The 25,963-nt window shown below is 31.0% G+C and carries 27 protein-coding genes; 23 read left to right on the forward strand and 4 right to left on the reverse strand.

The genetic code is table 11. From position 1 onward, the window contains the following. Positions 1-231: 231 nt before the first annotated feature. Together J3359_RS12035 and purN are read right to left on the reverse strand one after the other, a co-directional pair. Positions 232-867: a ribonuclease H1 domain-containing protein gene (locus J3359_RS12035; RefSeq protein WP_208077105.1), complete on the reverse strand. Its 636-nt coding sequence runs from the start codon at positions 865-867 to the stop codon at positions 232-234. Beyond that, a complete protein-coding gene (purN, locus tag J3359_RS12040) occupies positions 860-1,432 on the reverse strand; it encodes a phosphoribosylglycinamide formyltransferase (protein ID WP_208077106.1) in 573 nt (190 codons plus the stop codon). Before purN ends, J3359_RS12035 begins: the two co-directional genes overlap by 8 nt. 169 nt (positions 1,433-1,601) lie before the next feature. Between purN and J3359_RS12045 the strand changes: the two genes are divergently transcribed. The 5 genes from J3359_RS12045 (at position 1,602) to pyk (ending at position 5,839) form a co-directional block, all read left to right on the forward strand. Then, the gene (locus J3359_RS12045) at positions 1,602-1,838 is read left to right on the forward strand and encodes an acyl carrier protein (protein ID WP_004569249.1); all 237 of its coding nucleotides are present in this window, start codon (positions 1,602-1,604) and stop codon (positions 1,836-1,838) included. 12 nt (positions 1,839-1,850) lie between these two features. Next, positions 1,851-3,104 carry a beta-ketoacyl-ACP synthase II gene (gene fabF, locus J3359_RS12050; protein WP_208077107.1) on the forward strand — a complete coding sequence of 418 codons (1,254 nt, stop codon included), beginning with the start codon at positions 1,851-1,853 and terminating at the stop codon, positions 3,102-3,104. A 3-nt stretch (positions 3,105-3,107) separates the two neighbouring features. After that, positions 3,108-3,848, forward strand: a complete 741-nt coding sequence (gene rnc, locus J3359_RS12055) for a ribonuclease III (RefSeq protein ID WP_208077108.1) — start codon at positions 3,108-3,110, stop codon at positions 3,846-3,848. 90 nt (positions 3,849-3,938) lie between these two features. After that, positions 3,939-4,409, forward strand: a complete 471-nt coding sequence (locus J3359_RS12060; RefSeq protein ID WP_208077109.1) for an IPExxxVDY family protein — start codon at positions 3,939-3,941, stop codon at positions 4,407-4,409. Positions 4,410-4,411: 2 nt separating this feature from the next. Then, positions 4,412-5,839, forward strand: a complete 1,428-nt coding sequence (gene pyk / locus J3359_RS12065) for a pyruvate kinase (RefSeq protein ID WP_208077110.1) — start codon at positions 4,412-4,414, stop codon at positions 5,837-5,839. 409 nt (positions 5,840-6,248) lie between these two features. On the opposite strand, the gene J3359_RS12070 is transcribed toward pyk, so the two are convergent. After that, positions 6,249-8,324, reverse strand: a complete 2,076-nt coding sequence (locus J3359_RS12070; protein WP_208077111.1) for a M13 family metallopeptidase — start codon at positions 8,322-8,324, stop codon at positions 6,249-6,251. A 65-nt stretch (positions 8,325-8,389) separates the two neighbouring features. After that, entirely contained in the window at positions 8,390-10,546 is a 2,157-nt protein-coding gene (locus J3359_RS12075; protein ID WP_208077112.1) for a prolyl oligopeptidase family serine peptidase, read from the reverse strand. 428 nt (positions 10,547-10,974) lie between these two features. On the opposite strand from J3359_RS12075, the gene trxA reads away from it, so the two are divergent. The 18 genes from trxA (at position 10,975) to atpG (ending at position 25,898) form a co-directional block, all read left to right on the forward strand. After that, positions 10,975-11,340 (forward strand): thioredoxin, encoded by a 366-nt coding sequence (gene trxA, locus J3359_RS12080; protein WP_208077113.1) that lies wholly within the window; start codon positions 10,975-10,977, stop codon positions 11,338-11,340. A 324-nt stretch (positions 11,341-11,664) separates the two neighbouring features. Continuing rightward, positions 11,665-12,003, forward strand: a complete 339-nt coding sequence (locus tag J3359_RS12085; protein WP_207970695.1) for a PadR family transcriptional regulator — start codon at positions 11,665-11,667, stop codon at positions 12,001-12,003. Position 12,004: 1 nt separating this feature from the next. Continuing rightward, positions 12,005-12,661, forward strand: coding sequence for a hypothetical protein (locus J3359_RS12090; protein ID WP_208077114.1), 657 nt, complete (start codon positions 12,005-12,007; stop codon positions 12,659-12,661). Positions 12,662-12,663: 2 nt separating this feature from the next. Beyond that, positions 12,664-13,338: a hypothetical protein gene (locus J3359_RS12095; RefSeq protein WP_208077115.1), complete on the forward strand. Its 675-nt coding sequence runs from the start codon at positions 12,664-12,666 to the stop codon at positions 13,336-13,338. A gap of 2 nt (positions 13,339-13,340) precedes the next feature. After that, positions 13,341-14,015 (forward strand): hypothetical protein, encoded by a 675-nt coding sequence (locus J3359_RS12100; RefSeq protein WP_208077116.1) that lies wholly within the window; start codon positions 13,341-13,343, stop codon positions 14,013-14,015. Beyond that, positions 14,012-14,719, forward strand: coding sequence for a hypothetical protein (locus tag J3359_RS12105; protein WP_208077117.1), 708 nt, complete (start codon positions 14,012-14,014; stop codon positions 14,717-14,719). The genes J3359_RS12100 and J3359_RS12105 overlap by 4 nt, the downstream gene beginning before the upstream one ends. 95 nt (positions 14,720-14,814) lie before the next feature. Further along, positions 14,815-16,281, forward strand: coding sequence for a DUF5687 family protein (locus J3359_RS12110; protein WP_208077118.1), 1,467 nt, complete (start codon positions 14,815-14,817; stop codon positions 16,279-16,281). Between the two features lie 23 nt (positions 16,282-16,304). Beyond that, the gene (locus tag J3359_RS12115) at positions 16,305-17,000 is read left to right on the forward strand and encodes an ABC transporter ATP-binding protein (RefSeq protein ID WP_208077119.1); all 696 of its coding nucleotides are present in this window, start codon (positions 16,305-16,307) and stop codon (positions 16,998-17,000) included. A gap of 428 nt (positions 17,001-17,428) precedes the next feature. After that, positions 17,429-19,657 carry a type IX secretion system periplasmic lipoprotein PorW/SprE gene (gene porW / locus J3359_RS12120; RefSeq protein WP_208077120.1) on the forward strand — a complete coding sequence of 743 codons (2,229 nt, stop codon included), beginning with the start codon at positions 17,429-17,431 and terminating at the stop codon, positions 19,655-19,657. Between the two features lie 2 nt (positions 19,658-19,659). After that, positions 19,660-20,073: a bactofilin family protein gene (locus tag J3359_RS12125; protein ID WP_208077121.1), complete on the forward strand. Its 414-nt coding sequence runs from the start codon at positions 19,660-19,662 to the stop codon at positions 20,071-20,073. Beyond that, the gene (locus J3359_RS12130) at positions 20,042-20,257 is read left to right on the forward strand and encodes an AtpZ/AtpI family protein (RefSeq protein ID WP_208077122.1); all 216 of its coding nucleotides are present in this window, start codon (positions 20,042-20,044) and stop codon (positions 20,255-20,257) included. The genes J3359_RS12125 and J3359_RS12130 overlap by 32 nt, the downstream gene beginning before the upstream one ends. Continuing rightward, on the forward strand, positions 20,250-20,654 hold the full coding sequence (locus tag J3359_RS12135) for a DUF6168 family protein (protein ID WP_208077123.1): 405 nt from the start codon (positions 20,250-20,252) through the stop codon (positions 20,652-20,654). The genes J3359_RS12130 and J3359_RS12135 overlap by 8 nt, the downstream gene beginning before the upstream one ends. A gap of 65 nt (positions 20,655-20,719) precedes the next feature. Continuing rightward, positions 20,720-21,916, forward strand: coding sequence for a F0F1 ATP synthase subunit A (atpB, locus tag J3359_RS12140; protein ID WP_208077124.1), 1,197 nt, complete (start codon positions 20,720-20,722; stop codon positions 21,914-21,916). Positions 21,917-21,953: 37 nt separating this feature from the next. Further along, complete coding sequence (gene atpE, locus J3359_RS12145) at positions 21,954-22,142, forward strand: ATP synthase F0 subunit C (protein WP_013993139.1); 189 nt, start codon at positions 21,954-21,956, stop codon at positions 22,140-22,142. Positions 22,143-22,302: 160 nt separating this feature from the next. Next, positions 22,303-22,803: a F0F1 ATP synthase subunit B gene (locus tag J3359_RS12150; RefSeq protein WP_208077125.1), complete on the forward strand. Its 501-nt coding sequence runs from the start codon at positions 22,303-22,305 to the stop codon at positions 22,801-22,803. A gap of 6 nt (positions 22,804-22,809) precedes the next feature. Further along, positions 22,810-23,367, forward strand: a complete 558-nt coding sequence (atpH, locus tag J3359_RS12155; RefSeq protein WP_208077126.1) for an ATP synthase F1 subunit delta — start codon at positions 22,810-22,812, stop codon at positions 23,365-23,367. Between the two features lie 21 nt (positions 23,368-23,388). Next, a complete protein-coding gene (gene atpA, locus J3359_RS12160) occupies positions 23,389-24,966 on the forward strand; it encodes a F0F1 ATP synthase subunit alpha (protein ID WP_208077127.1) in 1,578 nt (525 codons plus the stop codon). 68 nt (positions 24,967-25,034) lie between these two features. Further along, positions 25,035-25,898, forward strand: coding sequence for an ATP synthase F1 subunit gamma (atpG, locus tag J3359_RS12165; protein WP_208077128.1), 864 nt, complete (start codon positions 25,035-25,037; stop codon positions 25,896-25,898). The last annotated feature ends 65 nt before the right edge of the window (positions 25,899-25,963 follow it).

Here is a 25,963-nt window from a genome sequence, read left to right on the forward strand (position 1 = left end):
ATTATAAAATGATAAGCAATCATAAAGAAAGAAAAACCCACTATACACCTTGGAGCATAATTAAAAAAGCCTTGCTAAAATAATTGTTTTTATTTCTGATGATTCTTTTTTAGTTTTCATTATATATTTAAAAACAATACAAAGCATTTTAGAATAAAAAAGGTTTTATAAATATGTGTAATTTCCACAAACTTGCTAACTCCTTCCCTTTGGGAAGATTGGGGTCGGATGTTACTTTCTCCCAAAATCCGCAGGAATTTCTCCCCAAGCTTTCGTTTCCCATTTTAAAATTGGGTTTTTAAACGTATTTTCTTTCAGCCATTTTTCAGCTCTTTTTATCAATTCTAATAAATCTTTGTTAGACGCATCGAAAGTAATATTTGTTTTACAACGTTTTTGCTTTACCCAGCTCATAGCAATTTTAGAATCGGAATAAATAGGAATATCTTCTTTGTTTTTACCTTTTAATAAAGCAATTCCATGCACCAAAGCTAAAAACTCTCCAATATTATTCGTTCCTTTTTTATAAGGGCCTTTTCTAAAAATTTCTTTTTTATTATGAGTAAGTACGCCTCTATATTCCATTTTCCCTGGATTTCCAGAACAAGCAGCATCCACAGAAATACTTTCTAAACTAGGAGAACCATATTTTGCTTTTTCAGTTTTAGATAAAGTCGGTTTTTTAGTGTTTTTACCTTTATAATCTTCATATTTTTTAGAAAAAGCAATTTCTGCTTCGTCTAAATTAGCGAAAGATTTGTATTGCGCACCTTCAAAGCCGTCAATTTGTTTTTTGCAGACGTTCCAAGACGTATAAATTCCTTTTTTACGTCCATTCCAAACAACATAAAACTTTTTTTTACTCATTTGTACTTAAAATTACCTCTTCAATTACCTTCGGAAAATAGGTTTGTTCCAAAATATGAATTTTTTCTGCGATTGTTTCAAGAGTATCTGCATTATTTAACGCAGTTTTTGCCTGAAAAATAATGCCACCTTCGTCGTAATTTGCATTTACATAGTGAATTGTAATGCCAGTTTCCAATTCTTCATTCTCTTTTACGGCTTTATGAATATGCATTCCATACATTCCTTTTCCACCATACTTTGGTAACAATGCAGGATGAATATTAATAATTTTCTTAGGAAAATGATTGATAATATTGGTTGGAATTTTCCATAAAAAACCAGCAAGAATTACAAAATCTGCCTCTTTTTTTAAAATATTTAATACAAAATCTGATTTTGAGAACTGCTCTCTATTGAAATGTAAGCAGTTAGTTTTTAGGTTTTTACAACGTTCGAAAACTTTGGCATGTTCATTGTTACACAACACTTTAGTAACCTTAGCGGTTTTAGTATGATTAAAAAACCTGATAATGTTTTCTGCGTTCGAACCAGAACCAGATGCAAAAATAACAATACGCTTCATAACTATATTTCTAAGCTACAAAAAAAAGAATAATTATTAACAAACCGATTATTTTTGTGAAGATTAAAATATTTTCTTTACATTTAGTAATCATTTTTCGGACAAAAATTAGATATAATTATAAAGATTCGTATTTTTGCCCCGATTTAAAATTTAAAATTAAAAAATTATGTCAGACATTGCATCAAGAGTAAAAGCGATTATCGTAGACAAATTAGGCGTAGACGATAACGAAGTAACAACAGAAGCTAGCTTCACAAACGATTTAGGAGCAGATTCTTTAGATACTGTTGAGTTAATTATGGAATTCGAAAAAGAATTCGATATTCAAATTCCAGACGATCAAGCAGAAAACATCGGTACAGTTGGTCAAGCAGTTAGCTATATTGAAGAAGCAAAAAAATAATACTTAATTTATATGCAGTTAAAACGAGTTGTAGTCACTGGACTTGGCGCACTAACGCCAATTGGTAATAATATTGAAGAATATTGGAACGCTTTAGTTAACGGAGTTAGCGGAGCAGCACCTATCACTTACTTTGATGCTGCCAAGTTCAAAACTCGTTTTGCATGTGAATTGAAAAATTTCAACGCGACCGATTTTATGGACAGAAAAGAGGCGCGTAAAATGGATAGATTTACGCAGTATGCTATGGTTGCTTCAGATGAAGCAATTGCAGATGCGAACTTAAATATAGATGAAATAGACAAATTACGTGTTGGCGTAATTTGGGGAGCAGGAATTGGAGGCTTAGAAACTTTCCAGAACGAGGCGTTAAATTTTGGAGCTGGAGATGGCACACCAAGATTTAATCCTTTCTTTATCCCAAAAATGATTGCAGATATTGCTCCTGGAAATATTTCCATTAAAAATGGATTTATGGGGCCAAATTATACTACAGTTTCTGCCTGTGCATCCTCTGCAAATGCGATGATAGATGCTTTAAATTACATTCGTTTAGGAACTTGCGATGTTATTGTAACTGGAGGCTCTGAAGCCGCTGTTGCAATCGCTGGTGTTGGTGGCTTTAACGCAATGCATGCTTTATCTACAAGAAACGAAAGCCCAGAAACAGCATCGAGACCTTTTGATGCGGAAAGAGATGGTTTTGTTTTAGGAGAAGGAGCAGGTGCTATGGTTTTAGAAAGTTACGAACATGCAAAAGCAAGAGGTGCAAAAATTTATGCAGAAGTTATTGGAGGAGGAATGTCTTCTGATGCACACCACATGACAGCTCCACATCCAGAAGGTGTTGGTGTAATTGCAGTAATGAAAAACTGTTTAGAAAATGCAGGAATTAAACCAAAAGATGTAGATCATATTAATACACATGGTACTTCTACTCCTTTAGGCGATGTTGCCGAATTAAAAGCGATTTCCGAAGTTTTTGGAGATCATGCTAAGAATATCAATATAAACTCAACAAAATCTATGACAGGTCACTTATTAGGTGCTGCAGGAGCGATTGAGTCTATCGCGTCTATTTTAGCAATGAAACATGGAGTTATTCCACCAACCATCAACCACAAAAATGTGGATGAAAACATTAATCCAGAATTAAATTTAACACTTAATAAGGCTCAAAAAAGAGAAATTAACGTGGCAATGAGTAATACTTTTGGATTTGGAGGACATAATGCTTGCGTTGCTTTCAAGAAATTAGATGAATAATCGATGAATTTATTTCGTAAAATAGTCCAATCTCATAAAAAAGAAGAGGAAGCAGAATTATTTCACGAACTAAAAAAACTACTAAATTTTTCTCCAAAGAAAATAGAAAGATATAGAAAAGCTTTCACACATAGGTCTGTACAAAAGTTAGATAAAGATGGAAACCCTATTAACTACGAACGCTTAGAATTTTTGGGAGACTCTATTTTAGGCTCTGTAATCGCCTCTTATTTATATAAAAAAGTTCCAGAAGGTACAGAAGGATACTTAACGCAAATGCGCTCTAAAATTGTTAGCAGAGAGCATTTAAATGAACTTGGCAAAGACCTAAACTTAATTAAGTTTGTAGATAGTAATATCGATCAAGCCAATGTTGGCGATAACATTCATGGAAATATTTTTGAAGCTTTAATTGGAGCAATTTATTTAGACAAAGGCTATAATTTTTGTCAGAAATTTATCCACGAAAACGTAATTGCACCTTATGTAGATATTGAAAAACTCGAAGGCAAAATTACCAGTTACAAAGGTGTAATAATAGAGTGGTGCCAAAAGCAAAAGAAAAAGTATATTTTCGATACCTACGAAGATTCTGGCAACGAAGTAGTAAAACACTTTAGTGTAAAAATAAGTATCGATGGCGAACAAATAGCCAAAGGAAGAGCTACTTCTAAGAAAAAAGCAGAGGAACAAGCTTCCAAAAGGGTGTATTTTGCATTTCAAGACGAAATTTCATTAGACTAAAACGATAACGTTTTCGTTAAAATAAGCCCGAAAACTCATAAACTATTACTAATTTAGCACAATATTTAGCGCAAAGTAAATTTACAATTTATGCAAATTCATGCTTTAGGTTTAGAGGATTTCTGTGAAGAAGAATACTCGTTAATTGGTATTCATACAGCATTAGAAGATTACAAACTGGCATATTTGTTAAATAAAAATTTAAATACACGTTTATCTAAATCGCCAAAAGATTTAGAATTTGAAAGCAATCAAAAAAAAGGGTCGTTTTCTCTCTATAATTTCTCAAGCAAAAAATATGACTTTGAGTGGTTTTTAATTGCAAATAGCTTTAAAAGAGAAAACCAAACCGAACCAAACGAATTATTATTAACTACAGAAACGAAAACATATTTAATTCCAGAAAAGAAAAAGGTCGACTTTTTTATTAAGATTTCTGGAGAAGTTGGGTACGAATACGTTTCGGAAACAGTAAATAAAATTAAAAGTATTGAGCAGATAATAACATGCTATTCAATAGATAAAAACACACTAAAGTCTAAAGACTTTTTAATATTTTAAGAATGAAACCATACAAAAAAACAAAAATAGTAGCAACCCTAGGTCCAGCTACAGATACGAAAGAAATACTTAAAAACTTAGCCATAGAAGGTGTAAATGTTTTTAGAATTAATTTCTCGCATGCAGACTACGATAATGTAAGAGAAAACGTAAAGAGAATTCGCGAAGTTAACGAAGAAAACGGATTCAATGTTGCGATTTTAGCAGATTTACAAGGTCCTAAATTGCGTGTTGGAGTTATGGAAGAAGATGTTGTTTTAAAAGACGGAGATTTTTTTACATTTACCACAGAAAGATGTATTGGAAATAAGCAAAAAGCATTTATGACCTACCAACGTTTTCCAAAAGACGTAAAAGTCGGAGAACAAATTTTGGTAGACGATGGTAAGTTGTTATTCGAAGTTGTATCTACAGATAAAAACACAGAAGTAGTTGTAAAAACAATTGTTGGTGGCGCTTTAAAATCTAAAAAAGGAGTAAACTTACCAAATACAGCAATTTCTTTACCAGCTTTAACAAAAAAAGATATGGAAGACGCCGTTTTTGCATTGAGCTTAAATGTAGATTGGATGGCACTTTCTTTCGTAAGAACACCAGAAGATTTAAGAATGTTACGCGATTTAATCGACGAGCATTCCGATTATAGAGTTCCTGTAATTGCGAAAATAGAAAAGCCAGAAGCTGTTGCAAATATAGATTCTTTAATTCCTTATTGTGATGGATTAATGGTTGCTCGTGGAGATTTAGGAGTAGAAATTCCAATGCAAGAAGTTCCATTAATTCAAAAAATGCTAGTTGAAAGAGCTAAAAAAGCAAGAATTCCTGTAATTATTGCCACACAAATGATGGAAACAATGATCGATAATTCTGTGCCAACAAGAGCAGAGGTAAACGATGTTGCAAACTCGATTATGGATGGTGCAGATGCAGTAATGCTTTCAGGAGAAACTTCTGTAGGGAAACACCCTTTAAGAGTAATTCGAAAAATGAGAGAAATTATTGTAAGTGTAGAAAATTCAGAGCTAATTAAAGTTCCAGATGCAGCACCACACATTAGAACAAACAGATTTATTACAAAAGCAGTTTGTCATCATGCAGCATTAATGGCGAATGATATTGAAGCAGCTGCAATTTCTACGCTAACAAATAGTGGTTATACAGCGTTTCAAATTTCTGCCTGGAGACCACAATCTAAAATATTAGCATTTTCATCTGAAAAAAGAATTTTAGGAAAACTAAACTTACTTTGGGGTGTAAAAGCTTTTTATTATGATAAAAATTTAAGTACAGATGATACTGTTGTAGATATTAACAAAATATCCAAAGAAAAAGGGTTTGTAAAAGAAGGCGATTTAATGATTAATCTTACCTCTATGCCAGTTGAGGCAAAAGGAATGGTAAATACATTAAGAGTTTCTGAAATAGACTAAAACATATTTGTAACGCTTTTAATGGCGTAACATAACTTATAATTTAAAAGGTAGTAATTTTTAATCGCTACCTTTTTCGTTTTAGCAACGTGAGTTCGATTTAAGAAATAATATATGACTGTATTTTAATATATCAACAAACAGCACTTTAGCTTTCCTGTTATTTCGACGATATAATAATTTGCATTAAAATTACTGCAATAAAACGTGCTTTTTCCTCTTTATTACAAAATAAAAAAACACCATAGCTAAGGCTCAACGTTATTAAGCTAAGGAGTTAAATTTTTTTCTTTTACAGTAATTTTAAAACAGAAATGGTATAACACAAAAAACCGATACGAAAGTATCGGTTTAAAATTTTTACTATGGTAATTCCCACAAGAGAATCATACAAAAAAGGCCTGCGACCTTACCAGATTCTTACTCTATCTCCTGGTTTTAGATACATTTTATCACCTTCTTTTACATCGAAAGCTTTGTAGAAAGCATCAATATTTTTTAAAGGCATCATTGCTCTGTACATTCCAGGAGCATGTGTGTCTGTCATAATTTTATTTTTTAAAGCTTCGTCACGCATTTTGGTTCTCCAAATGGTTCCCCAAGAAAGGAAAAAACGTTGTTCTGGAGTATAACCATCGATTTTTTCAGGTCTTCCATTCTTGTCTAAAAAGATTTGTAAACCTTCGTAAGCGGCTTGTAAACCACCTAAATCTCCAATATTTTCTCCTAAAGTATATTCGCCATTTAAGTGCATAGAATCGATCGCCACGATATTACTAAATTGATCGATTAATTTTTTTCCAGCTTTCTTAAATTCTTTTGAATCTTCTTCTGTCCACCAGTTTTTAAGATTTCCATCGCCATCGAAACGTGCCCCAGAATCGTCGAAACTATGAGAAATTTCATGACCAATAACGGCTCCAATTCCACCATAATTTACAGCTTCATCTGCTTTATAATCGTAGAAAGGTGGTTGTAAAATTGCTGCTGGAAAAACGATTTCATTATTTACAGGATTAAAGTAGGCGTTTACTGTTTGTGGAGACATTCCCCATTCAGTTCTATCTACTTCTTTTCCTAATTTCGCCATATTTTTGTTGTAGTTCCATTTGGTAACGTTAATTGCATTCTCGAAATAAGAACCACCATCTTCTAATCCTTTTACTTTTAGTTCAGAATAATCTTTCCAAACATCTGGGTACGCAATTTTAACCGTTAATTTATGTAGTTTTTCTAATGCTTTTTCTTTGGTAACTTCGCTCATCCAAGGTAATTGTGCGATTCGTTTTTCGAAACCTAACATTACATTGTCAATCATTTCTTTGGCTTTTTTCTTAGCTTCTGGCGGAAACATTTTCTCCACATATAACTTCCCTAAAGCTTCGCCAATAGCGCCATTTAAGTTTTCTAAAGCACGCTCGTCTCTTGCCTTTTGCTTTTTAGCACCACGCATTTCTTTTGCATAAAATTTCCAATTTGCAGTTTCTAAATCTGTGGATAAAGAACCTAGAGAATTATTAATGGTATTCCAACGTAATAATAATTTAATATCTTCTACAGAACGATTTTTAAAAATATCGTTCATCGCTTTAAAGTATCCAGGATCTGTAACAATAATTCTGTCTAAATTTGAGACTCCAATTCCTTTTAAATGTGCTTTCCAATCGATTGCTGGCGCTAATTTTTGTAATTCTTCAACAGACATTGGGTTATACATTCTACGAGTATCTCTACTTTCTTCTTTCGTCATCATTGGTTCTGCTAAACTTTTTTCGAAAGCTACAATTGTAGCAGCATTTTTTTTAGCTGTTGCTTCATTATCGCCAAACTCTTGCAACATTTTAGCTATAAATTCTTGGTATTTTGCCAATTTATCTGCCACTTTTGCGTCTACATAGTAATCTCTAGACAAACCAAGACCTCCACTACTTAAATAACCAGCATAAACACTACTATTTTTTAAATCGTTAAAAACTCCAAAACCATAAAAACCTCCACCTCCATAAGGAGCCATATTTGTAATATAGTTTTCTACGTCTTTTTTAGTTATAATTTCATCAACTTTAGATAAGAAAGGCATCACTGGTGCTTTTCCTTGTTTATTTCTTGCAACAGTATCCATTATTGTTTGGTAATAATTTACTGCTTTTTCTTGATCGGAATCTATTTCATTTCCTTGAGCATCTTTTACTTTTGGAAAATCTTTTTTTTCAATCGCTTCATTTAAAATAACCAAAACGTCTTCATTGGTTTTTTTACGAAGCTGACCAAAACCACCCCAAGAAGTTTCGTCATCTGGAATTTCTGTTTTATCGAGCCATGCTCCATTTACGTGTCTAAAGAAATCGTCTGTTGGTTTTACAGAAGTATCCATATTTTCTAGAACGATTCCTGCAGATCTTTCTTCTTTTTTATTGTCTTTACAAGCCATAAAGCCTAATGAAGCAATTGCTGTTGTGAAAAGAACTTTTTTAACTGTTTTCATGTAGTATGTATTTGATTGTTTGAATATTAGTAACACTATATAATAAATTGTTACAATTTTTAATATTAAGATTTAATTTTACTCTTTGGCGGATTTGGTAGTTGTTCAAACCCCATATTAAATAAAGTGAAACCAAAAATATCTGCATATTGTTCAATAGTTTTTGCAACAGGAGTTCCTGCTCCATGACCTGCATTGGTTTCAATTCTTATTAAAACAGGGTTTTTACCTGCTTGTTTTTCTTGTAATTCTGCTGCAAATTTAAAACTATGTGCTGGCACAACACGATCGTCATGATCTCCAGTAGTTACCAAAGTTGCAGGATATTTTGTGCCTTTTTTTACGTTATGAACAGGAGAATAGCTTTTTAAATAATCGAACATTTCTTTGCTGTCGTTTACAGTTCCATAATCGTAAGCCCAACCTGCACCTGCAGTAAATGTATGATAACGCAACATGTCTAAAACACCCACTGCTGGCAAAGCAACTTTCATTAAATCGGGTCTTTGCGTCATTGTTGCTCCCACTAATAAACCTCCATTAGAACCTCCACGAATTGCTAAAAATTCACTTGAAGTATATTTTTTGTTGATTAAATATTCTGCGGCTGCAATAAAATCATCAAAAACATTTTGCTTTTTTAATTGCGTACCTGCATCGTGCCATTTTTTTCCATATTCTCCTCCTCCACGTAAATTTGGTACTGCGTAAATGCCTCCTTGTTCCATCCAAACTGCATTTGCAATGCTAAAACTTGGCGTTAAACTTACATTGAAACCTCCATAACCATATAAAATTGTTGGATTTTTTCCATTTAATTTTACGTCTTTTTTATGTGTAATAATCATTGGTATTTTTGTACCATCTTTCGAGCTGTAAAAAACTTGCTTACTTATATAATCATTCGAATTAAAAGCAATGGATGGTTTCCAATAAGATTTGTATGTTCCGTCTTTTGGATTGAATTTATAAGAAGAGCTTGGAGTGCTGTAATTGGTAAATGAAAAATACAATGCTTTTGCATCTTTTTTACCACCAAAACCACCAGCAGAACCAACACCTGGTAATTTTATTGCTCTAATTAATTTTCCATTAAAATCGTATTGTAAAATTTTAGAAACAGCATCTACCATATAATTTGCGAAAAAATAACCAGCACCAGATTTTAAGTTTAATACATTTTCTGTTTCAGGAATAAAATCTACCCAATTTTTTGGAATTGGGTTTTTCGCATCTACAGTAACTACTTTTTTATTTGGTGCATTTAAATTGGTTACTAAATACAATTTGCTTCCTTTGTTTTCTGCAACATAGGTATCACTTTTTACATTGTTTATAATAGTGATTAATTTGCTATTTGGTTTGGTTAAATCTTTAATAAAAAGCTTGTTTCCAGAAGTAGAAACTGCTGCAGAAATTACTAAATAATTATTATCTTCTGTTACAGAACCACCAACATATCTGTGTTTTTCAGAGGGTTTTTCTCCAAAAATAACAGGATCGTTTTTTTGTGAAGTCCCTAATTTATGGTAATATAATTTATGCTGATCTGTTTTTGCAGACAATTCACTTCCTTTTGGTTTGTCGTAACTTGAGTAATAAAAACCTTCGTTTTTGTACCAAGAAATTCCCGAGAATTTTACATCAACCAAGGTGTCTTCTTTAATTTCTTTGGTTTCTGTATCCATAATAATTATTTTTCGCCAATCAGAACCACCTTCAGAAATTGCATAGGCAACTGTTTTTCCGTCTTTAGAAAAACTTAAAGAACCCAAAGAAGTGGTTCCATCTTTAGAAAAAGTGTTTGGGTCTAAAAAAATCTCAGCATCTGAATCTTCTTTTTTTCGATACACCACATATTGGTTCTGCAAACCATCATTTTTATAAAAATAAGTGTAGTCTCCTTCTATAAAAGGGGTTCCTACTTTTTCGTAATTCCATAATTCCGATAAGCGATTCTTTAAGTCTTTTCGATATGGAATTTTACCCAAATAATCGAAAGTTACTTCGTTTTCTGCTTTTACCCATTTTTCTGTTTCTTCACTTCTATCGTCTTCTAACCATCTGTAATTATCTACAACTTCGGTTCCGAAAATGGTGTCTATCACTGGGTTTTTAGTTGTTTTTGGATACGTCAAATTTATAGCTGTAGTTTTAGTTTCAGTCTTGCAAGAAACAACAATTGCACTTGCAAAAAGAATAGGAATTAAAGTTTTTTTCATTATGATTATTGTTTGATTTTAAAAATCAAAATTACAGTAAAGTTTTTTAGTTAAACAACTTATTTATACTATTTTAACAGATATTTAGTGATTCAAAAAATTGCTAAAATTCTATATTGTAAGTAAAAAAGCTTAAAAACGACTACTTTTGCAATGTAATATATTGTAAAAACGTATCATTTAAAAATTGCCACGAATTCACGAAATTTTACTTTATGAAGGATTATAAAGAATAATGAATACAAATTTTTAAAAATTCTACAGATTTTAATTTGTGTATTCTTAGCAAAAATAAAGTATAGGTTTTAGCGATAATTATAGAAATGAATTCTTCAATATTTATTGAAGAGAAAAATAGAGATTCCTGTTTTTACAGGAATGAAAGTATTAATTATTTTTCGACAATCTCGAAAAGAATATTTTAAATTATGACAGAAAATTTAACAAAAGAAACCTTCTTAAAAAAGGTTTTTAATTTTGAAGAAAACAAAACTTGGAAATTTGAAGGAGAAAGACCAGCAATCATAGATTTTTATGCAGATTGGTGTGGCCCTTGTAAAATGTTAGCGCCAGTTTTAGAGCAACTTTCAGATGAATATGAAGGCAAAATAAATATTTATAAAATAGATACAGAAGCAGAACAAGAATTGTCTGCGGCTTTCGGAATTAGAAGCATTCCTTCTATGTTGTTTTGCCCAGCAGAAGGCGAACCACAAATGGCAAATGGTGCTTTACCAAAAGCAGATTTGGAGAGAATTATTGGGGAGGTTTTGAAAGTAGAAATCCCATCCTAACCTTCCCAAAGGGAAGGGACTCTTACTCATATTCCTTATTATTGAGTATAAGAAAAGTAAAACCTACTAAATCCTAAGAATTAATTTTCTTAGGATTTTTTTATGAAAAATTTTTATACCTAAGATTTCTATGCATCAAAAAATTATGTATCTTTGGTGTGAGTTAAAAAACTGTCAGTTCGAGTGAAATTTCTTTTTCAGAAATTTTGTATCGAGAACATGTAAAACCTCTCGATACAATTTCGATTGAAAAAATCGAAACCAATTGAAGAGAAAGTGAAAACAATTACACGATTACACAAACAAACGATTACACACCAAAATATGGGAAATCAGAAATTATATAAAGGTTCTTTACAAACCATTATTTTAAAGTTATTAGAAAGTAACGATAAAATGTATGGTTACGAAATTACGCAACATGTAAAGGAACTTACAAAAGGCGAATTACAAATTACAGAAGGTGCTTTGTACCCAGCTTTGCACAAATTAGAAGCAGATGGTTTGTTAGATGTAGAGGTTGCAAAAGTAGGAAACAGACTACGTAAATATTACAAATTAACCGAAAGTGGTACCAAAGAAACTGCCAATAAGTTGGAAGAAATGCAAGAGTTTTTAAAAACCATGCAACGTTTGGTAAATCCTAAATTTAGTTTGGAGTAAGATGGAATTAACAAAAGAGCAAATACAAAGAGTAGAACATTATTTAAACGTAAAAAATATAAAATATATAGATGTTCGTTTTGAAGTTTTAGATCACATAGTTTCTGATATTGAAACTACAATTGAGAAAAATAATCTCGATTTTGAAACTGCTTTTTATAAAGTTACCGATAAATGGAATACTCATTTAAAAGAAACGTCAAGTTGGTTTTTTGGAATTGCACATTCAGCACCAAAAATAATTATTGATAAGGCTAAAAAATTGTTTAAAAAGTGGTTTTTTATATTACCGGCTGTCTATTTTATGATTTCATTTTTCAATTATAAACTGAATATTATATTCTCTAAAAACATAGAAAATGTAATAAACTTGTTTTTTCAAATTACGAGTGTTTTTTGTTTTGTTCTATATGTTATTGTACTGATTTTAATATCAAGGTCTAAGGAGAAAACTACTTATAGATTTATCTTTAAAACTCAAAATTTAAACCTTTTAATAGGTACTATGATATTATTAGATTTTAATTTTTTTAATAATGATGGAAGTCTTAGTTTATCTTTAATAGGACTTTTATTTGCTTTTATTCTTTCAACTTTTATGTGTTTCCATTTTTATAGAAAACATAAAGAGGCAGTTAAAAAATATAAGATTTCATAGTTATGGACCTCACAAAAGCGCAACTCTTACAAATAGACAATTACGTGTATGTTTCTGGCATTAAATATTACGATGTTCGAACAGAAATTGTAGACCATTTTGCGAATATTTTAGAAGAAAAGTTAGATAAAACCCCAGATTTAGATTTTAAAAAAGAAATACAAAATATTCATAGAAATTTTTCTGATAGAGGCTTTAGTAAATTACTAAAAGAGAAAACAAGTGCAGTGCAAAAGCAATTTTATAAAATGTTTTTTAAACATTTAATTACCTTTTTTAAGTTACCAAAAATCATTATTTCTGGTGCTTTATTTTATGTTTTGTATTTGTTAATGAATCGGTTTCAAGACAAAGAAAACTTTTTTGCTATTATTAGCTACTTATGTTTTGCAGTTGTTATGTTGCTCTTTTTCAGTTTATTTATTAATCGAAAGAAAAAAGAAATATTTCTAAAAACAAATATGAATAATACCTTTTTCTTGTTTGTTAATTTTGGATCAACCTATTTTGTAAATACAGCTACATTTAGAACTCATGAAAGTTTTTTAAATCCAGTTCATAATATCATTCATTTAACTGTTTTTGTGCTTCTAATTTTGTCATTTTGGTCTTGTTATCATGTTTATAAACTAAATAAAAAAGAGGTTCAAAAACAATATCCAAAAGTAATTGTATAACCATGGAACTAAAAAAAGACCAAATACAATTTATAGACCATCGTTTAGAAAACGAGGGTGTAAAATATTGGGACATTCGCATAGAAATGCTAGATCATGTGGTTACAGATGTTGAGAAAAGAATAGAGTTAGGAGAAAGTTTTAATGATGCTGTAAATAATTCTTTTATTTTTTCTGGATGGAATGGTAGCTTTGAAAGCTTGACAAAAGAAAGATTATTTTCAATTAACAAAATTGTAAGAAAACAGTATTTTTTAAAAGTGAAAGATTTGTTTACTAAACCTACCTCTTTGTTATTGATATTTTTATTTGTTTCTATTTATTGCGTGATTTACAATTTTGCAAGTTTGAGTGTTTTTAAAACAGTTACTTTAGTCGTTTTATTTGCACCCATAATTATTGGATTCATTTTACATTTAAAAGAATTTTCAAAAAAAGGAAAATCTGGATATTTAACATATAGTAGTTTTTATATATTTTTTTCTTTTTTACTTTTAAATGCGGTTATTCAATTTGTAAAACCAGATGGTCTTATTCCTGTTTCCAAAGAAGCCCATCTGTTTGTTTGGTTTTCTGTTACTGTATTGAATACCATATTTTCATTAGCTGGAGTTTTAGTTCATATAGAAACTAGTGAAAAAATTAAAAATATTGAATTAAAGTTGAAAAGTCTATGAAACTAACAAACGCTCAAATAGACCAACTCTACAAATTCACAAGAAAACACTATGTGTATTTTTACGACGTGCAAACAGAATTGGTAGATCATTTAGCGAACGATATTGAAAATATCTGGAAAGAATATCCAAATTTATCTTTCGAAGAAGCGCGTGATAAATCTTTTAAAAAATTTGGCATTTTTGGATTTATGGATGTAATTGAAGCCAAACAGAAACAAATGAATAAACGTTACAGAAAAATAATGTGGCGCTTTTTTAAGGAATGGTTTACCGTTCCTAAAATTGTAACTACAATAACTGTTTTTCTGTCTCTTTTTTTTGTTTTAAAAATTCCATATTCAGAATTTGTTTTATTAGGTGCACTCTTTATTTTAGTCGTTTTCGATTTAATAAAACAGACAATTGCAAGAAAAAAGCAAAAGAAAAAAGAAGTTAAAAAAGAGAAAATCTTCTTGTTAGAATCTATGATTGGCGAAACAAGACAAGGTTTTTCAGCAATTACTTTTGTAAACATTTTCAACTTTGTAAATCTTACAAGAGTCAGTTTTAGTTCTTTGGAAAACTATTGGTTATTGCTAATTTCGTTTTCGGCGACCATAATTCTAATTCTGTTTTATGTAACTGCCTATTTAATGCCTCAGAAATCAGAAGAATTATTAATAGAAACGTATCCTGAATATAAATTATCACAAAATTTGTAACAAATTAATTTTTTTGACAACTAATCTATAAACTAACAATCTCTATATTTTCTCCTTTTAGGAAAACACAAAAAGAGATAAACTAATTCAAACGTATGCTTTCACACTTTTTAAATCTGGAATGGAAACAATATTTTCGTTCTGCACATTGGCAAAAGGGAATCGCAATTAAAATAATAATGGTCTTTTTTGCCCTTTATTTCATTGTTGCTTTTATAGGACTTGGTGTTGGTGGTTACTATATTCTTAAGAAAGAGTTTCCAGAACAAGATCCATTACAATTGGTAAATTCCTATTTATTATATGCAATTTTAGGAGACCTAATATTTAGGTATTTAATGCAGAAATTACCTGTTATGAATATAAAACCAATGCTAATTTTACCGATAAAAAAAAGCAAATTAGTACATTATGTTTTGGGGAAATCCTCAGTATCTTTTTTTAACTTTTTAGGCTTGTTTTTTTACGTGCCTTTTGCAGTTGTTTTAATGATAGAAGGTTATGACACTTTAGGTGTTTTAGGTTGGTTATTTACGATGATATTAATTATCCAATCTGCAAATTTCTTAAACTTTTTAATTAATAAAAATAATATTGCTTTAGGTGTTATAGTTGCTCTTTTGGTTGGTTTAATTGCCTTACAGAAATTCGATATTTACAATGTTACTGCTTTTGGAGGTAAAATTTTCGATGCCATTTATGCAAATCCAATCTATTCGTTAATTGGTGTTGCAGTTTTAGCAGTTTTATATCATTTAAATTTCAAGCAATTATTTGGCTTGTTATATTTAGATGAAGCTGTAAAAACGAAAGTGGAAGAAGCGAAATCTGTAGATTTGTCTTTTGCAGATAAATTAGGCGATGTTGCACCATTTATAAAAAACGATATGCGTCTTATTTGGAGAAACAAAAGAACAAAAACGGTTTTTTTAATGTCTTTTCTTTTTCTTTTTTATGGATTGATTTTCTTCACACAGAAAACCTACCAAGAAATGCCAGCCATGTTAATGTTTGCATCTTTATTTGTAACTGGAGGTTTTGCATTAAATTACGGTCAGTTTATTCCTGCTTGGGACAGTGCACATTATAAATTGTTAATGAGTCAGAGTTTTAAATACCGTAAATTCTTAGAATCTAAATGGATTTTAATGGTAGTTATGACCACCATTTTATACTTTTTAAGTTTCCCATATTTATATTTTGGAGTCGATACTTTTTTAATGATAACAGCTGGCGCCATTTTTAACATTGGTTTTAACTCGTTATTTTTATTATATGCTGGTTCTTTTAACAGAAAAAGAATCGATTTAAACAAAAGTGGTTTTGGCAATACACAAGGTACAAGTGCCACTCAGTTTATAATAATTATTCCAATTATGGGAATTCCGATGTTGTTATTTTGGTTGTTCAACAAATTTGTTGGTGGTAATTCTGGTTACATAGTTGTAGCATCAATAGGTGTTATAAGTCTGCTTTGTAAAAATTACGCGATGAATTTTATTGAGAAAAAATACATAAAAGACAAATATATTATGATTAACGCATTCGGAAAAGAAGCCTAATACCAAACTTAAAAGAAAACACAATGATTACAATAGATACAATATCAAAAAAATACGGAAAAGCAGAAGTTTTAAATGTTGAAAAAATAGAGATTCCAACAGGACAAAGTTTTGGTTTGGTGGGGAATAATGGCGCAGGAAAAACAACATTATTCAATATATTATTAGATTTAATTAGACCTACAACAGGTACAATTTCCAATCATAATATCGTGGTAAACGAAAGTGAAGAATGGAAGAATTTTACAGGTTCTTTTATAGATGAATCTTTTTTAATTGGCTATTTAACACCAGAAGAATATTTCGATTTTATTGGTGATTTACGAGGCATGAACAAGGCAGATGTTGCAAAATTCTTATCAAAATTTGATGAATTTTTCAATGGAGAAATTGTTGGGAAAAAGAAATATCTAAGAGATTTAAGCAAGGGAAACCAGAAAAAAGCAGGAATTGTTGCTGCTTTAATGGGCAATCCACAAGTAGTAATTTTAGATGAGCCGTTTGCTAACTTAGATCCAACCACACAAATTAGACTAAAAAAAATAATTAAAGAACTAACCGAAAACAGCCAAATTACGGTTTTAGTTTCTAGTCACGATTTAACCCACGTAACAGAAGTTTGCGAAAGAATTGTGGTTTTAGACAAAGGAGCAGTTGTAAAAGACATCGAAACTTCGGAAGCAACTTTACAAGAACTGGAGAGTTATTTTGCTTTGTAGATTTTTGTAATATTAAACGCAAAGTCGCAAAGTCGCAAAGATGCAAAGATGCAAAGTTGCAAAGTTTTAGAATTGCAAAATATTTCCACCAAGATTGGCTATGTTTTCTATGTTTCTATGTTTCTATGTGGTAAAACACACTGGTTTTCGCAGAAATTAAACGCAAAGTCGCAAAGATGCAAAGTTGTAGAGTTACAAAGTTTTCCACCAAGATTGGCTATGTTTTTAAGTGGTAAAACACACAGATTTTAGAAGAAGATAATCCTAATCTTTACAAGGATAAATGAAAAAGATAATGTAAGGCTGTGCTTGTCGAAGTTTTTATTTTGAAACAAAAGAAAGGCGATTCTTAATTTATTACTATTTTTACACTCTTATTTATACTATTTTCGACAGAATTTAGTTTTAGATAAGAGTTTTTTCAATATATGAAACACATAAAAAAAATCCTTTTTATTGCCATTGCTTTTGGAGCAATATATTCTTGTAGCACAAAAAAAGATACTGTTCTTAGTAGAAATTTTCATGCTATGACTGCCTATTTCAACATTCTTTTTAATGGAGAAGAAGCATTTAAACAAGGAATTAAAGGCATTAACGAAGGGTATAAAGACGATTGGTTTAAACAATTACCCATAGAACCCATAGAATTTGACGATCGAAAAATTGTTGCTCCCACTTTTAAAAATTCTGGAATGGGCGCAGGTTTTGGAGATGTTAAAGAAGAAGAGCAAAAAAGTGCAGGTACTCCATTCGAAAAAGCAGAAGAAAAAGCTGTAAAAGCCATTCAAAAACATGGAATGAATATCGATGGTTTAGAAAGAAACCGTCAAATAGACGATGCTTATTTATTATTAGGGAAATCACGTTATTATTCACAACGATTTATTCCTGCGATTGAAGCTTTTAATTATGTAATTGCAAATTATCCTGATGCAAATTTAATTGCAGAAACAAAAATATGGAGAGCAAAATCGAACATTCGTCTAGACAACGAAGAATTTGCGATAGAATCTATGAAGCTTTTAATGGTTGTAAAAGATACTTTAGAACCCGATTTTCCAGACGAAATTAAAGAACAAGCTTACACAACTTTGGCAATGGCGTATGTAAAAGCAGACAGCATTCAAAAAGTAAAAAGATACTTACAATTAGCTACAAGAACACAAGAAAATAGAGATCAGACTGCAAGAAACCTATTTATTTTAGGGCAAATTTATGCTCAAGAAAATAAAAAAGATTCTGCAACAATGGTTTTTAATCGATTAACAGAATTTAAAAAAGCACCTTACAAATATAAAATTCATGCAAATATAGAATTGGCAAGAAATGCCAATAACGATTCTATATCTAATAGTTTGTTGGCAAAAATGCAAAAACTGATTAAAAATAGAGACAACAGGCCTTATTTAGACGAGTTGTATTATCAAGTTGCAACTTTGCACGAAAAAAACGACAGCTTAAAATTAGCGACAGAATATTACAACAAATCGCTAAGAGCTTTAAATGGAGGAGACAAACAAAAAACATTTACTTACGAAAACTTAGGAAATTTGTATTTTAAGAATTCGGAATATCAATTAGCGAGTGCTTATTACGATAGCGTTTTAAACGTTTCTCAAGACAGTTTAGACTTGCGAATTCGACGTGTAAAAAGAAAACATAAAAACCTAGCTTCCTTAATTAAGTTCGAAGATATTGTAGAAAGACACGATAGTATTCTAAGAATTGCATCACTTTCTAAAACAGAACAAGAAACGTATTTTCAAAATTATATCGACGATTTAAAAGTAAGAGACGAAGAAGCAGCACAATTAAAATTAAATCAATTAGCCTTTGGTGGTTCTTTTGGAGGAAGTTCTTTGCAATCTGCTAAAAAAGGAAAATGGTATTTTTACAATCAGCAAACCTTAGCTTTTGGTAAAACTGAATTTCAAAGAGTTTGGGGAAACAGAAAGTTAGAAGACAATTGGCGTTATTCAGAAAAAACAAGCAATGCCATTTCTAAGACAGATTCTGTTGCGACTGTAACCAGAGATACAAGATACGATTTGGCGAGTTATTTAGAGAAAATCCCAACAGATAAACAATTAATAGATAGTCTAAAAACAGATAGAAATCAGGCTTTATACGAATTAGGAATCATCTATAAAGAACAGTTTAAAAACAGAGATTTAGCGATAAAACGTTTGGAAAGAGTTGCAACTTTACAACCAAGAGAAAAATTAATATTGCCTATAAACTGGCATTTATATCAAATTTATAACGATGCTGGCAAAACAGTTAAAGCTTTAAAATATAAAAACACGATTCTTACAAACTACCCAAACACGGTTTTTGCTCAGTTGATTAAAAATCCAGAGAAAAAGTTCGAAGAAAACGTAAAAGTTAGCGAAGTAGAAAAATCGTATAAAAAACTTTATTACTTATATAAAAAAGGCGAGTATAAAAACGTATTAATAGGAGTTAACGATATTTTACCAACAATAGGAAATTCGAAATTAAAACCAAAGTTCGAGCTTTTAAAAGCCTATGCAATTGGTAAATATTTACCAAAAGAAATTTATAAAGAAGCATTAGAATTTGTTAAAATTAACTATGGAAATTCAGAAGAAGGAAAGAAAGCAAAAGAAATCTTAGAACAATTAAACAAATAAGTATGTTTAACAGTAAAGAAAAAAAACAGGTAAAACCAAAAGTTATGGAAAGAAATGTTGTTGCAAAAAACACAACCATTGTTGGAGATATTAAATCTGATGGCGATTTTAGAATCGATGGAACCTTAGAAGGAACACTAAAAACCCAAGGTCGTGTTATTATTGGTGTAGATGGTTTTATAAAAGGAAATGTAGAAGCTACAAATGCAGATATCGAAGGAAAATTTTCTGGAACCTTACAAGTTGCTAAAACCTTAACGATTAAAGGAACTGCAAATATTTCTGGAGAGGTAACCATTGGAAAATTATCAATAGAACCTGGTGCCGCCTTTAATGCAACTTGTGCAATGAAAGGCGCATTAAAAGAAATGAACACTGGTAAAGATGGAAAAAAAGCCTCAGAAAAAACCGCTTAACAAAGCCATTGCACTTTCTGGTGCAGGTTTACAAATGGGGTTAACCATTTATTTAGGTTTTTTATTAGGAAAATGGTTAGACAAACAATTCCATTTTTCTTTCTTAACAGAAACCATTACGTTATTAGCGATTTTTTTAGCCATGTATTCTTTGATAAAACAAGCTAATAAAATTAATGAATAAAGATATTTTTCGGTACATTTTGGTGTTTGTTGGTCTTTTTTTAATTGGCTATTATACGCACTTAAAAATTTTAGATTTACAAGGTTTAAAATTGCAGTTTTCTTTGGAGAAAGTGTATCTATTTCACACCTTTTTTTCAGCATTAATATCCATAAATTTAAGGTTTGTTTCTACTGTTAATAAACTTTTTCCTCAGTTAGGTTTTATCTATTTAGGTACTTTAGTTGTTAAGTTAATTTTGTTCGCTATATTTTTCTACAATCCTTTGTTTACAGTAGATTCGTTTAGTTTTGCTGAAAAAATCTCGTTGTTTATTCCACTTTTTATTTTTTTATTAACAGAAGCTATTTTTGTTGTAAAAATACTCAACCAAAAAGATTCAAAAATTATTCAATAAAAAAAGGTTTGTAGTTTTGAATTATTGCGTACCTTTGCGCCGAATTTAGAAAGCGTATTTTTACAATGAAGGTTGCACAAAAAACAATCCAATTTCTTACAATAGTAGCAATAGCCCTTTTTACAGCGGTTAGTTTTGCATCAGGATCTGATAAAAAACAAGATCACGATACTGATGGTGGTCGTGTAAATACGAAAGCAGAAGTAGATGCCTATATTCTACATCACATTAAAGATTCTCACGATTTTTCTTTATTTTCTTACACAAGTGATTCAGGAGAAAGAAAACATGTTGGTTTTCCATTACCAGTAATTTTATGGACAAGCGAAGGTTTGGTTACTTTTATGTCTTCAGAATTTCATCATAATGACGATGGTCATGTAATTGTTGAAAAAAAAGGTTTAAAATTCGCAAAAATTCATTCTAAAATATACGAATTAGATAAAGGTGCTTCTACAGTTGTTTTTGATGAAAATCATCATGCAGAAAATGCACACAAAGTTTTAGATTTTTCAATTACAAAAAGTGCTTTCGGTATTTTATTAATTGGATTATTGTTGTTATTCTGGTTCTCTAGATTGGCAAAACAATACAAAACTAAAAATGTTCCTACAGGTTTCGCAAGAGTTTTAGAACCTTTGGTTTTATATGTTCGAGACGAAATTGCAAGACCAAATATTGGAGATAAACATTACAGAAGATTTACAGGTTATTTATTAACAGTATTCTTTTTTATATGGGTTTTAAACTTAGTAGGTTTAACGCCATTCGGTTTTAATGTTACAGGTCAATTAGCAGTTACTGCTTGTTTGGCAATTTTTACATTGGTAATTTATACAGTTAGTGGAAATAAGGATTATTGGATGCACATGTTGTGGATGCCAGGAGTTCCTGTTTTAATTCGCCCAGTTTTAGCAATTATAGAATTGGCTGGAGCATTAATTATTAAACCATTCTCATTATTAGTACGTTTGTTTGCAAACATTTCAGCAGGGCACATTGTAGTAATGAGTTTAATTGCAATTATGTTTACACTTAAAGAATCTTTAGGGGTTGTTGGTGCAACAGGATTGTCTTTTGTATTATCATTTTTTATATTATTAATTGAAGTTTTAGTCGCTTTCTTACAAGCATATATCTTTACAATGCTTTCAGCATTATTTATTGGTATGGCAGTAGCAGAGCACGATCATGACCATAAACATGATAAAAAAGGACACGAAATTCCAGACTCGGAAGATGTTAGAGGGAATTTCATTTAAACAAGAGTATTTTTAATTTAACTATAAATTTTTTATTATGTACAATTTAATTGGAGCAGGATTAATCGTAATCGGAGCAGGAATTGGTTTAGGTCAAATTGGTGGAAAAGCAATGGAAGGTATTGCAAGACAACCAGAAGCAACTGGAAAAATTCAAACAGCAATGATTATTATCGCTGCATTATTAGAAGGTTTAGCATTTGGAGCATTATTCTTAGGAAAATAATCCAAACAAAAACAGAAAATAGCGTTCTGTAACGGTTGGTTACAGAACCTATTTTTAATTTCCATTTTTATGGAAATACTCCTGTATTTCAGGATAAAAAGAGAAACCTCAGGGAAAACTCTTTAAATTAAAAAAAGAAAATATATAATTAGTTTATAGAATGGAAACTTTATTAAACGATTTTTCACCAGGATTATTTGTAGTATCAACAATATTATTGTTGGCTTTAATTGCTTTAATGGTGAAGTTTGCTTGGAAACCAATTTTAAATTCTTTAGAAGAAAGAGAGTCTGGAATCGAAAAAGCATTAGAATCTGCAGAAAATGCGCGTAAAGAAATGCAAAATTTACAAGCAGATAACGAAAGATTGGTAAAAGAAGCAAGAGCAGAAAGAGATGCAATGATGAAAGATGCAAGAGAGATTAGAGATAATATGATTGCAGAAGCAAAAGAAGATGCAAAAGAAGTTACTGCTGCATTAATCGAAAAAGCACAAGCTTCTATTGTTCAAGAAAAACAAGCAGCTTTAGCAGAAATTAAAAAGAACGTTGCAGATTTATCTATTGGTATCGCAGAATCTGTTATTAAGAAAGAATTATCTAATAAAGAAGATCAACTTAAATTGGTTGAAGATATCTTAAAAGACGTTACTTTAAACTAAGCATCAATGAAAGACGCAAGAGCAGCATTACGTTACGCCAAAGCAATCTTAAATCTTGCAACAGATTCTAAGTCGGAGTCTGCAGTAAATGACGACATGTCTTTTATTGCAAACACAATTGCCGAAAATAAAGAATTAGAGGTAATGTTAAGAAGTCCTATCGTAAAATCTTCAGACAAGATGAATGTTTTAAAAGCATTGTTCGATGGTAAGGTAAACAACATTACATTAGGTTTATTCCATTTGTTACAAGACAACAAAAGAATTGGAATGTTAGAACCTATTGCTAAGAAATATGCAATTGTTTTCGATCATTTAAAAAGCACACAAGTGGCGAAAGTTACTACAGCTGTTGCTTTAACAAAAGAAGTAGAAAAGCAAGTTTTAGATAAAATTGTAGCTTTAACAGGCGAAAAAGCAAATTTAGAAAACGTAATAAACCCAGCTATTTTAGGAGGGTTTATTTTACGTGTTGGAGATGTACAGTATGATGCAAGTATCTCTAATTATTTAAACGAATTGAAAAAGGAATTCGACAACAGTCATTACATTCCAAAAATTTAATTATACATCAAATTATAAAAGATGGCAAGTATTAAACCAGCTGAAGTATCAGCAATTTTAAAGCAACAGTTAACAAATTTCGAAGCAAAAGCTACTTTAAACGAAGTAGGAACTGTTTTACAAGTAGGAGATGGAATTGCACGTGTGTATGGTCTTTCTAATGTTCAATATGGTGAATTGGTAGAATTCGAAAACGGATTGGAAGGTATCGTATTAAACTTAGAAGAAGACAATGCAGGAGTTGTATTATTAGGAGCTTCTACTTCAATTAGAGAAGGTTCTACCGTAAAACGTACAGAACGTATTGCTTCTTTAAGAGCAGGTGAAGGAATTGTAGGAAGAGTTGTAGATACTTTAGGAAGTCCTATAGATGGTAAAGGTCCTATTGAAGGAACTACTTACGAAATGCCTTTGGAGCGTAGAGCACCAGGAGTTATCTATAGAGAGCCTGTAACTGAGCCATTACAAACTGGTATTAAGTCTATTGATGCAATGATTCCTGTGGGTAGAGGTCAACGTGAGTTGATTATTGGAGACCGTCAAACAGGTAAATCTACAGTAGCTTTAGATACCATTTTAAATCAAAAAGAATTTTACGATGCTGGTGAGCCAGTATATTGTATTTATGTTGCTATCGGTCAAAAAGCTTCTACAGTTGCAGCAATTGCAAATATGTTAGAAGAAAGAGGCGCTTTAGCTTATACTACAATCGTAGCAGCAAATGCATCAGATCCTGCAGCAATGCAAGTATATGCACCTTTTGCTGGAGCTGCAATTGGAGAATATTTTAGAGATTCTGGAAGACCCGCTTTAATTATTTTTGATGATTTATCAAAACAAGCTGTTGCCTACCGTGAAATTTCTTTATTATTAAGAAGACCTCCAGGACGTGAGGCATATCCAGGAGATGTATTTTACTTACACTCTAGATTATTAGAAAGAGCTGCAAAAGTTATTAATGATGATAAAATTGCAAGTGAAATGAACGATTTACCAGATTCTATTAAAGGAATCGTAAAAGGTGGAGGTTCTTTAACTGCATTACCAATTATCGAAACTCAAGCAGGAGACGTATCTGCATACATTCCAACAAACGTAATTTCGATTACAGATGGACAAATTTTCTTAGATGGAGATTTATTTAACTCAGGTGTAAGACCAGCAATTAACGTAGGTATTTCTGTATCTCGTGTTGGAGGTAATGCACAAATTAAATCTATGAAAAAAGTATCTGGTACATTAAAATTAGATCAAGCAGCATATCGTGAATTAGAAGCGTTTGCTAAGTTTGGTTCCGATTTAGATGCAGCTACCATGAGTGTAATTTCTAAAGGACAACGTAATGTTGAAATTTTAAAACAAGCGCAAAACGATCCTTATCCAGTAGAAGACCAAATTGCAATTATTTATGCAGGTTCTAAAAACTTGTTAAAAGATGTACCTGTAGAAAAAGTAAAAAAATTCGAAAGAGATTATATCGATTATTTAAACGCAAAACATAGAGATACTTTAGATACCTTAAAATCTGGTAAGTTAACAGACGAAGTAATTGCTACTTTAACGTCTGCAGCTGCAGAAGTATCTAAACATTTTGCATAATAGACGTTAGCTTATAGCTTTTAGACAGTAACACTAAAAACTAAAGACTAATAACTAACAACTAAAGAATGGCAAACTTAAAAGAAATACGTAATAGAATTACCTCCATTGGTTCGACAATGCAGATTACATCTGCCATGAAAATGGTATCTGCTGCAAAGTTGAAAAAGGCGCAAGATGCAATTACTGCAATGAGACCTTATTCATCTAAACTAACTGAATTGTTGCAAAATTTAAGTGCAACTTTAGATAGTGATGCTGGAGGAGTATATTCAACACAAAGAGAGGTTTCTAAAGTTTTAATGGTTGTAGTAACATCTAACAGAGGTTTATGTGGTGGTTTTAACTCTTCTATTACAAAAGAAGTTGCAAAAACAATCGATACCAAATATGCGAATGCAACTGTAGATTTATTTACAATTGGTAAAAAAGGAGACGTTTTATCAAAAAAATGTGAAATTGTAGATTCTCGAAACGATATTTTCGACGATTTAACTTTCGATAATGTTGCAGTAATTGCACAGAAGTTAATGGATTTATATGCAGATGGAACTTACGATAAAATTGAATTGGTGTATAACCAGTTTAAGAATGCAGCCACTCAATTGCCACAGGTAGAGCAATTTTTACCAATCAAACCAATTGAAGGTGGAGATGCAGATGCCGTAAATTCTGATTATATTTTTGAGCCATCTAAAGAAGAAATTGTGGAAGCTTTAATTCCTAAATCTTTAAAAACTCAATTATACAAAGCAATTAGAGATAGTTTCGCTTCAGAACATGGTGCACGTATGACTGCAATGCACAAAGCAACAGACAACGCAAAAGATTTAAGAGACGAATTATTGTTAACGTACAACAAAGCACGTCAAGCAGCAATTACAAACGAAATTTTAGAAATTGTTGGTGGAGCTGAGGCTTTGAATAACTAATCGAAAATTCAATAATATTTTATATTAAAAAAGAGACTGGTTTTCCAGTCTCTTTTTTATTTAAC

The organism is Polaribacter cellanae, from assembly GCF_017569185.1.
Lineage (GTDB): Bacteria > Bacteroidota > Bacteroidia > Flavobacteriales > Flavobacteriaceae > Polaribacter > Polaribacter cellanae.

Excerpts from the sequence above, each read along its gene's own strand:
- J3359_RS12035 (WP_208077105.1), bottom strand. The coding sequence starts at position 867 with ATGAGTAAAAAAAAGTTTTATGTTGTTTGGAATGGACGTAAAAAAGGA.
- purN (WP_208077106.1), bottom strand. The coding sequence starts at position 1,432 with ATGAAGCGTATTGTTATTTTTGCATCTGGTTCTGGTTCGAACGCAGAA.
- J3359_RS12045 (WP_004569249.1), top strand. The coding sequence starts at position 1,602 with ATGTCAGACATTGCATCAAGAGTAAAAGCGATTATCGTAGACAAATTA.
- fabF (WP_208077107.1), top strand. The coding sequence starts at position 1,851 with ATGCAGTTAAAACGAGTTGTAGTCACTGGACTTGGCGCACTAACGCCA.
- rnc (WP_208077108.1), top strand. The coding sequence starts at position 3,108 with ATGAATTTATTTCGTAAAATAGTCCAATCTCATAAAAAAGAAGAGGAA.
- J3359_RS12060 (WP_208077109.1), top strand. The coding sequence starts at position 3,939 with ATGCAAATTCATGCTTTAGGTTTAGAGGATTTCTGTGAAGAAGAATAC.
- pyk (WP_208077110.1), top strand. The coding sequence starts at position 4,412 with ATGAAACCATACAAAAAAACAAAAATAGTAGCAACCCTAGGTCCAGCT.
- J3359_RS12070 (WP_208077111.1), bottom strand. The coding sequence starts at position 8,324 with ATGAAAACAGTTAAAAAAGTTCTTTTCACAACAGCAATTGCTTCATTA.
- J3359_RS12075 (WP_208077112.1), bottom strand. The coding sequence starts at position 10,546 with ATGAAAAAAACTTTAATTCCTATTCTTTTTGCAAGTGCAATTGTTGTT.
- trxA (WP_208077113.1), top strand. The coding sequence starts at position 10,975 with ATGACAGAAAATTTAACAAAAGAAACCTTCTTAAAAAAGGTTTTTAAT.
- J3359_RS12085 (WP_207970695.1), top strand. The coding sequence starts at position 11,665 with ATGGGAAATCAGAAATTATATAAAGGTTCTTTACAAACCATTATTTTA.
- J3359_RS12090 (WP_208077114.1), top strand. The coding sequence starts at position 12,005 with ATGGAATTAACAAAAGAGCAAATACAAAGAGTAGAACATTATTTAAAC.
- J3359_RS12095 (WP_208077115.1), top strand. The coding sequence starts at position 12,664 with ATGGACCTCACAAAAGCGCAACTCTTACAAATAGACAATTACGTGTAT.
- J3359_RS12100 (WP_208077116.1), top strand. The coding sequence starts at position 13,341 with ATGGAACTAAAAAAAGACCAAATACAATTTATAGACCATCGTTTAGAA.
- J3359_RS12105 (WP_208077117.1), top strand. The coding sequence starts at position 14,012 with ATGAAACTAACAAACGCTCAAATAGACCAACTCTACAAATTCACAAGA.
- J3359_RS12110 (WP_208077118.1), top strand. The coding sequence starts at position 14,815 with ATGCTTTCACACTTTTTAAATCTGGAATGGAAACAATATTTTCGTTCT.
- J3359_RS12115 (WP_208077119.1), top strand. The coding sequence starts at position 16,305 with ATGATTACAATAGATACAATATCAAAAAAATACGGAAAAGCAGAAGTT.
- porW (WP_208077120.1), top strand. The coding sequence starts at position 17,429 with ATGAAACACATAAAAAAAATCCTTTTTATTGCCATTGCTTTTGGAGCA.
- J3359_RS12125 (WP_208077121.1), top strand. The coding sequence starts at position 19,660 with ATGTTTAACAGTAAAGAAAAAAAACAGGTAAAACCAAAAGTTATGGAA.
- J3359_RS12130 (WP_208077122.1), top strand. The coding sequence starts at position 20,042 with ATGGAAAAAAAGCCTCAGAAAAAACCGCTTAACAAAGCCATTGCACTT.
- J3359_RS12135 (WP_208077123.1), top strand. The coding sequence starts at position 20,250 with ATGAATAAAGATATTTTTCGGTACATTTTGGTGTTTGTTGGTCTTTTT.
- atpB (WP_208077124.1), top strand. The coding sequence starts at position 20,720 with ATGAAGGTTGCACAAAAAACAATCCAATTTCTTACAATAGTAGCAATA.
- atpE (WP_013993139.1), top strand. The coding sequence starts at position 21,954 with ATGTACAATTTAATTGGAGCAGGATTAATCGTAATCGGAGCAGGAATT.
- J3359_RS12150 (WP_208077125.1), top strand. The coding sequence starts at position 22,303 with ATGGAAACTTTATTAAACGATTTTTCACCAGGATTATTTGTAGTATCA.
- atpH (WP_208077126.1), top strand. The coding sequence starts at position 22,810 with ATGAAAGACGCAAGAGCAGCATTACGTTACGCCAAAGCAATCTTAAAT.
- atpA (WP_208077127.1), top strand. The coding sequence starts at position 23,389 with ATGGCAAGTATTAAACCAGCTGAAGTATCAGCAATTTTAAAGCAACAG.
- atpG (WP_208077128.1), top strand. The coding sequence starts at position 25,035 with ATGGCAAACTTAAAAGAAATACGTAATAGAATTACCTCCATTGGTTCG.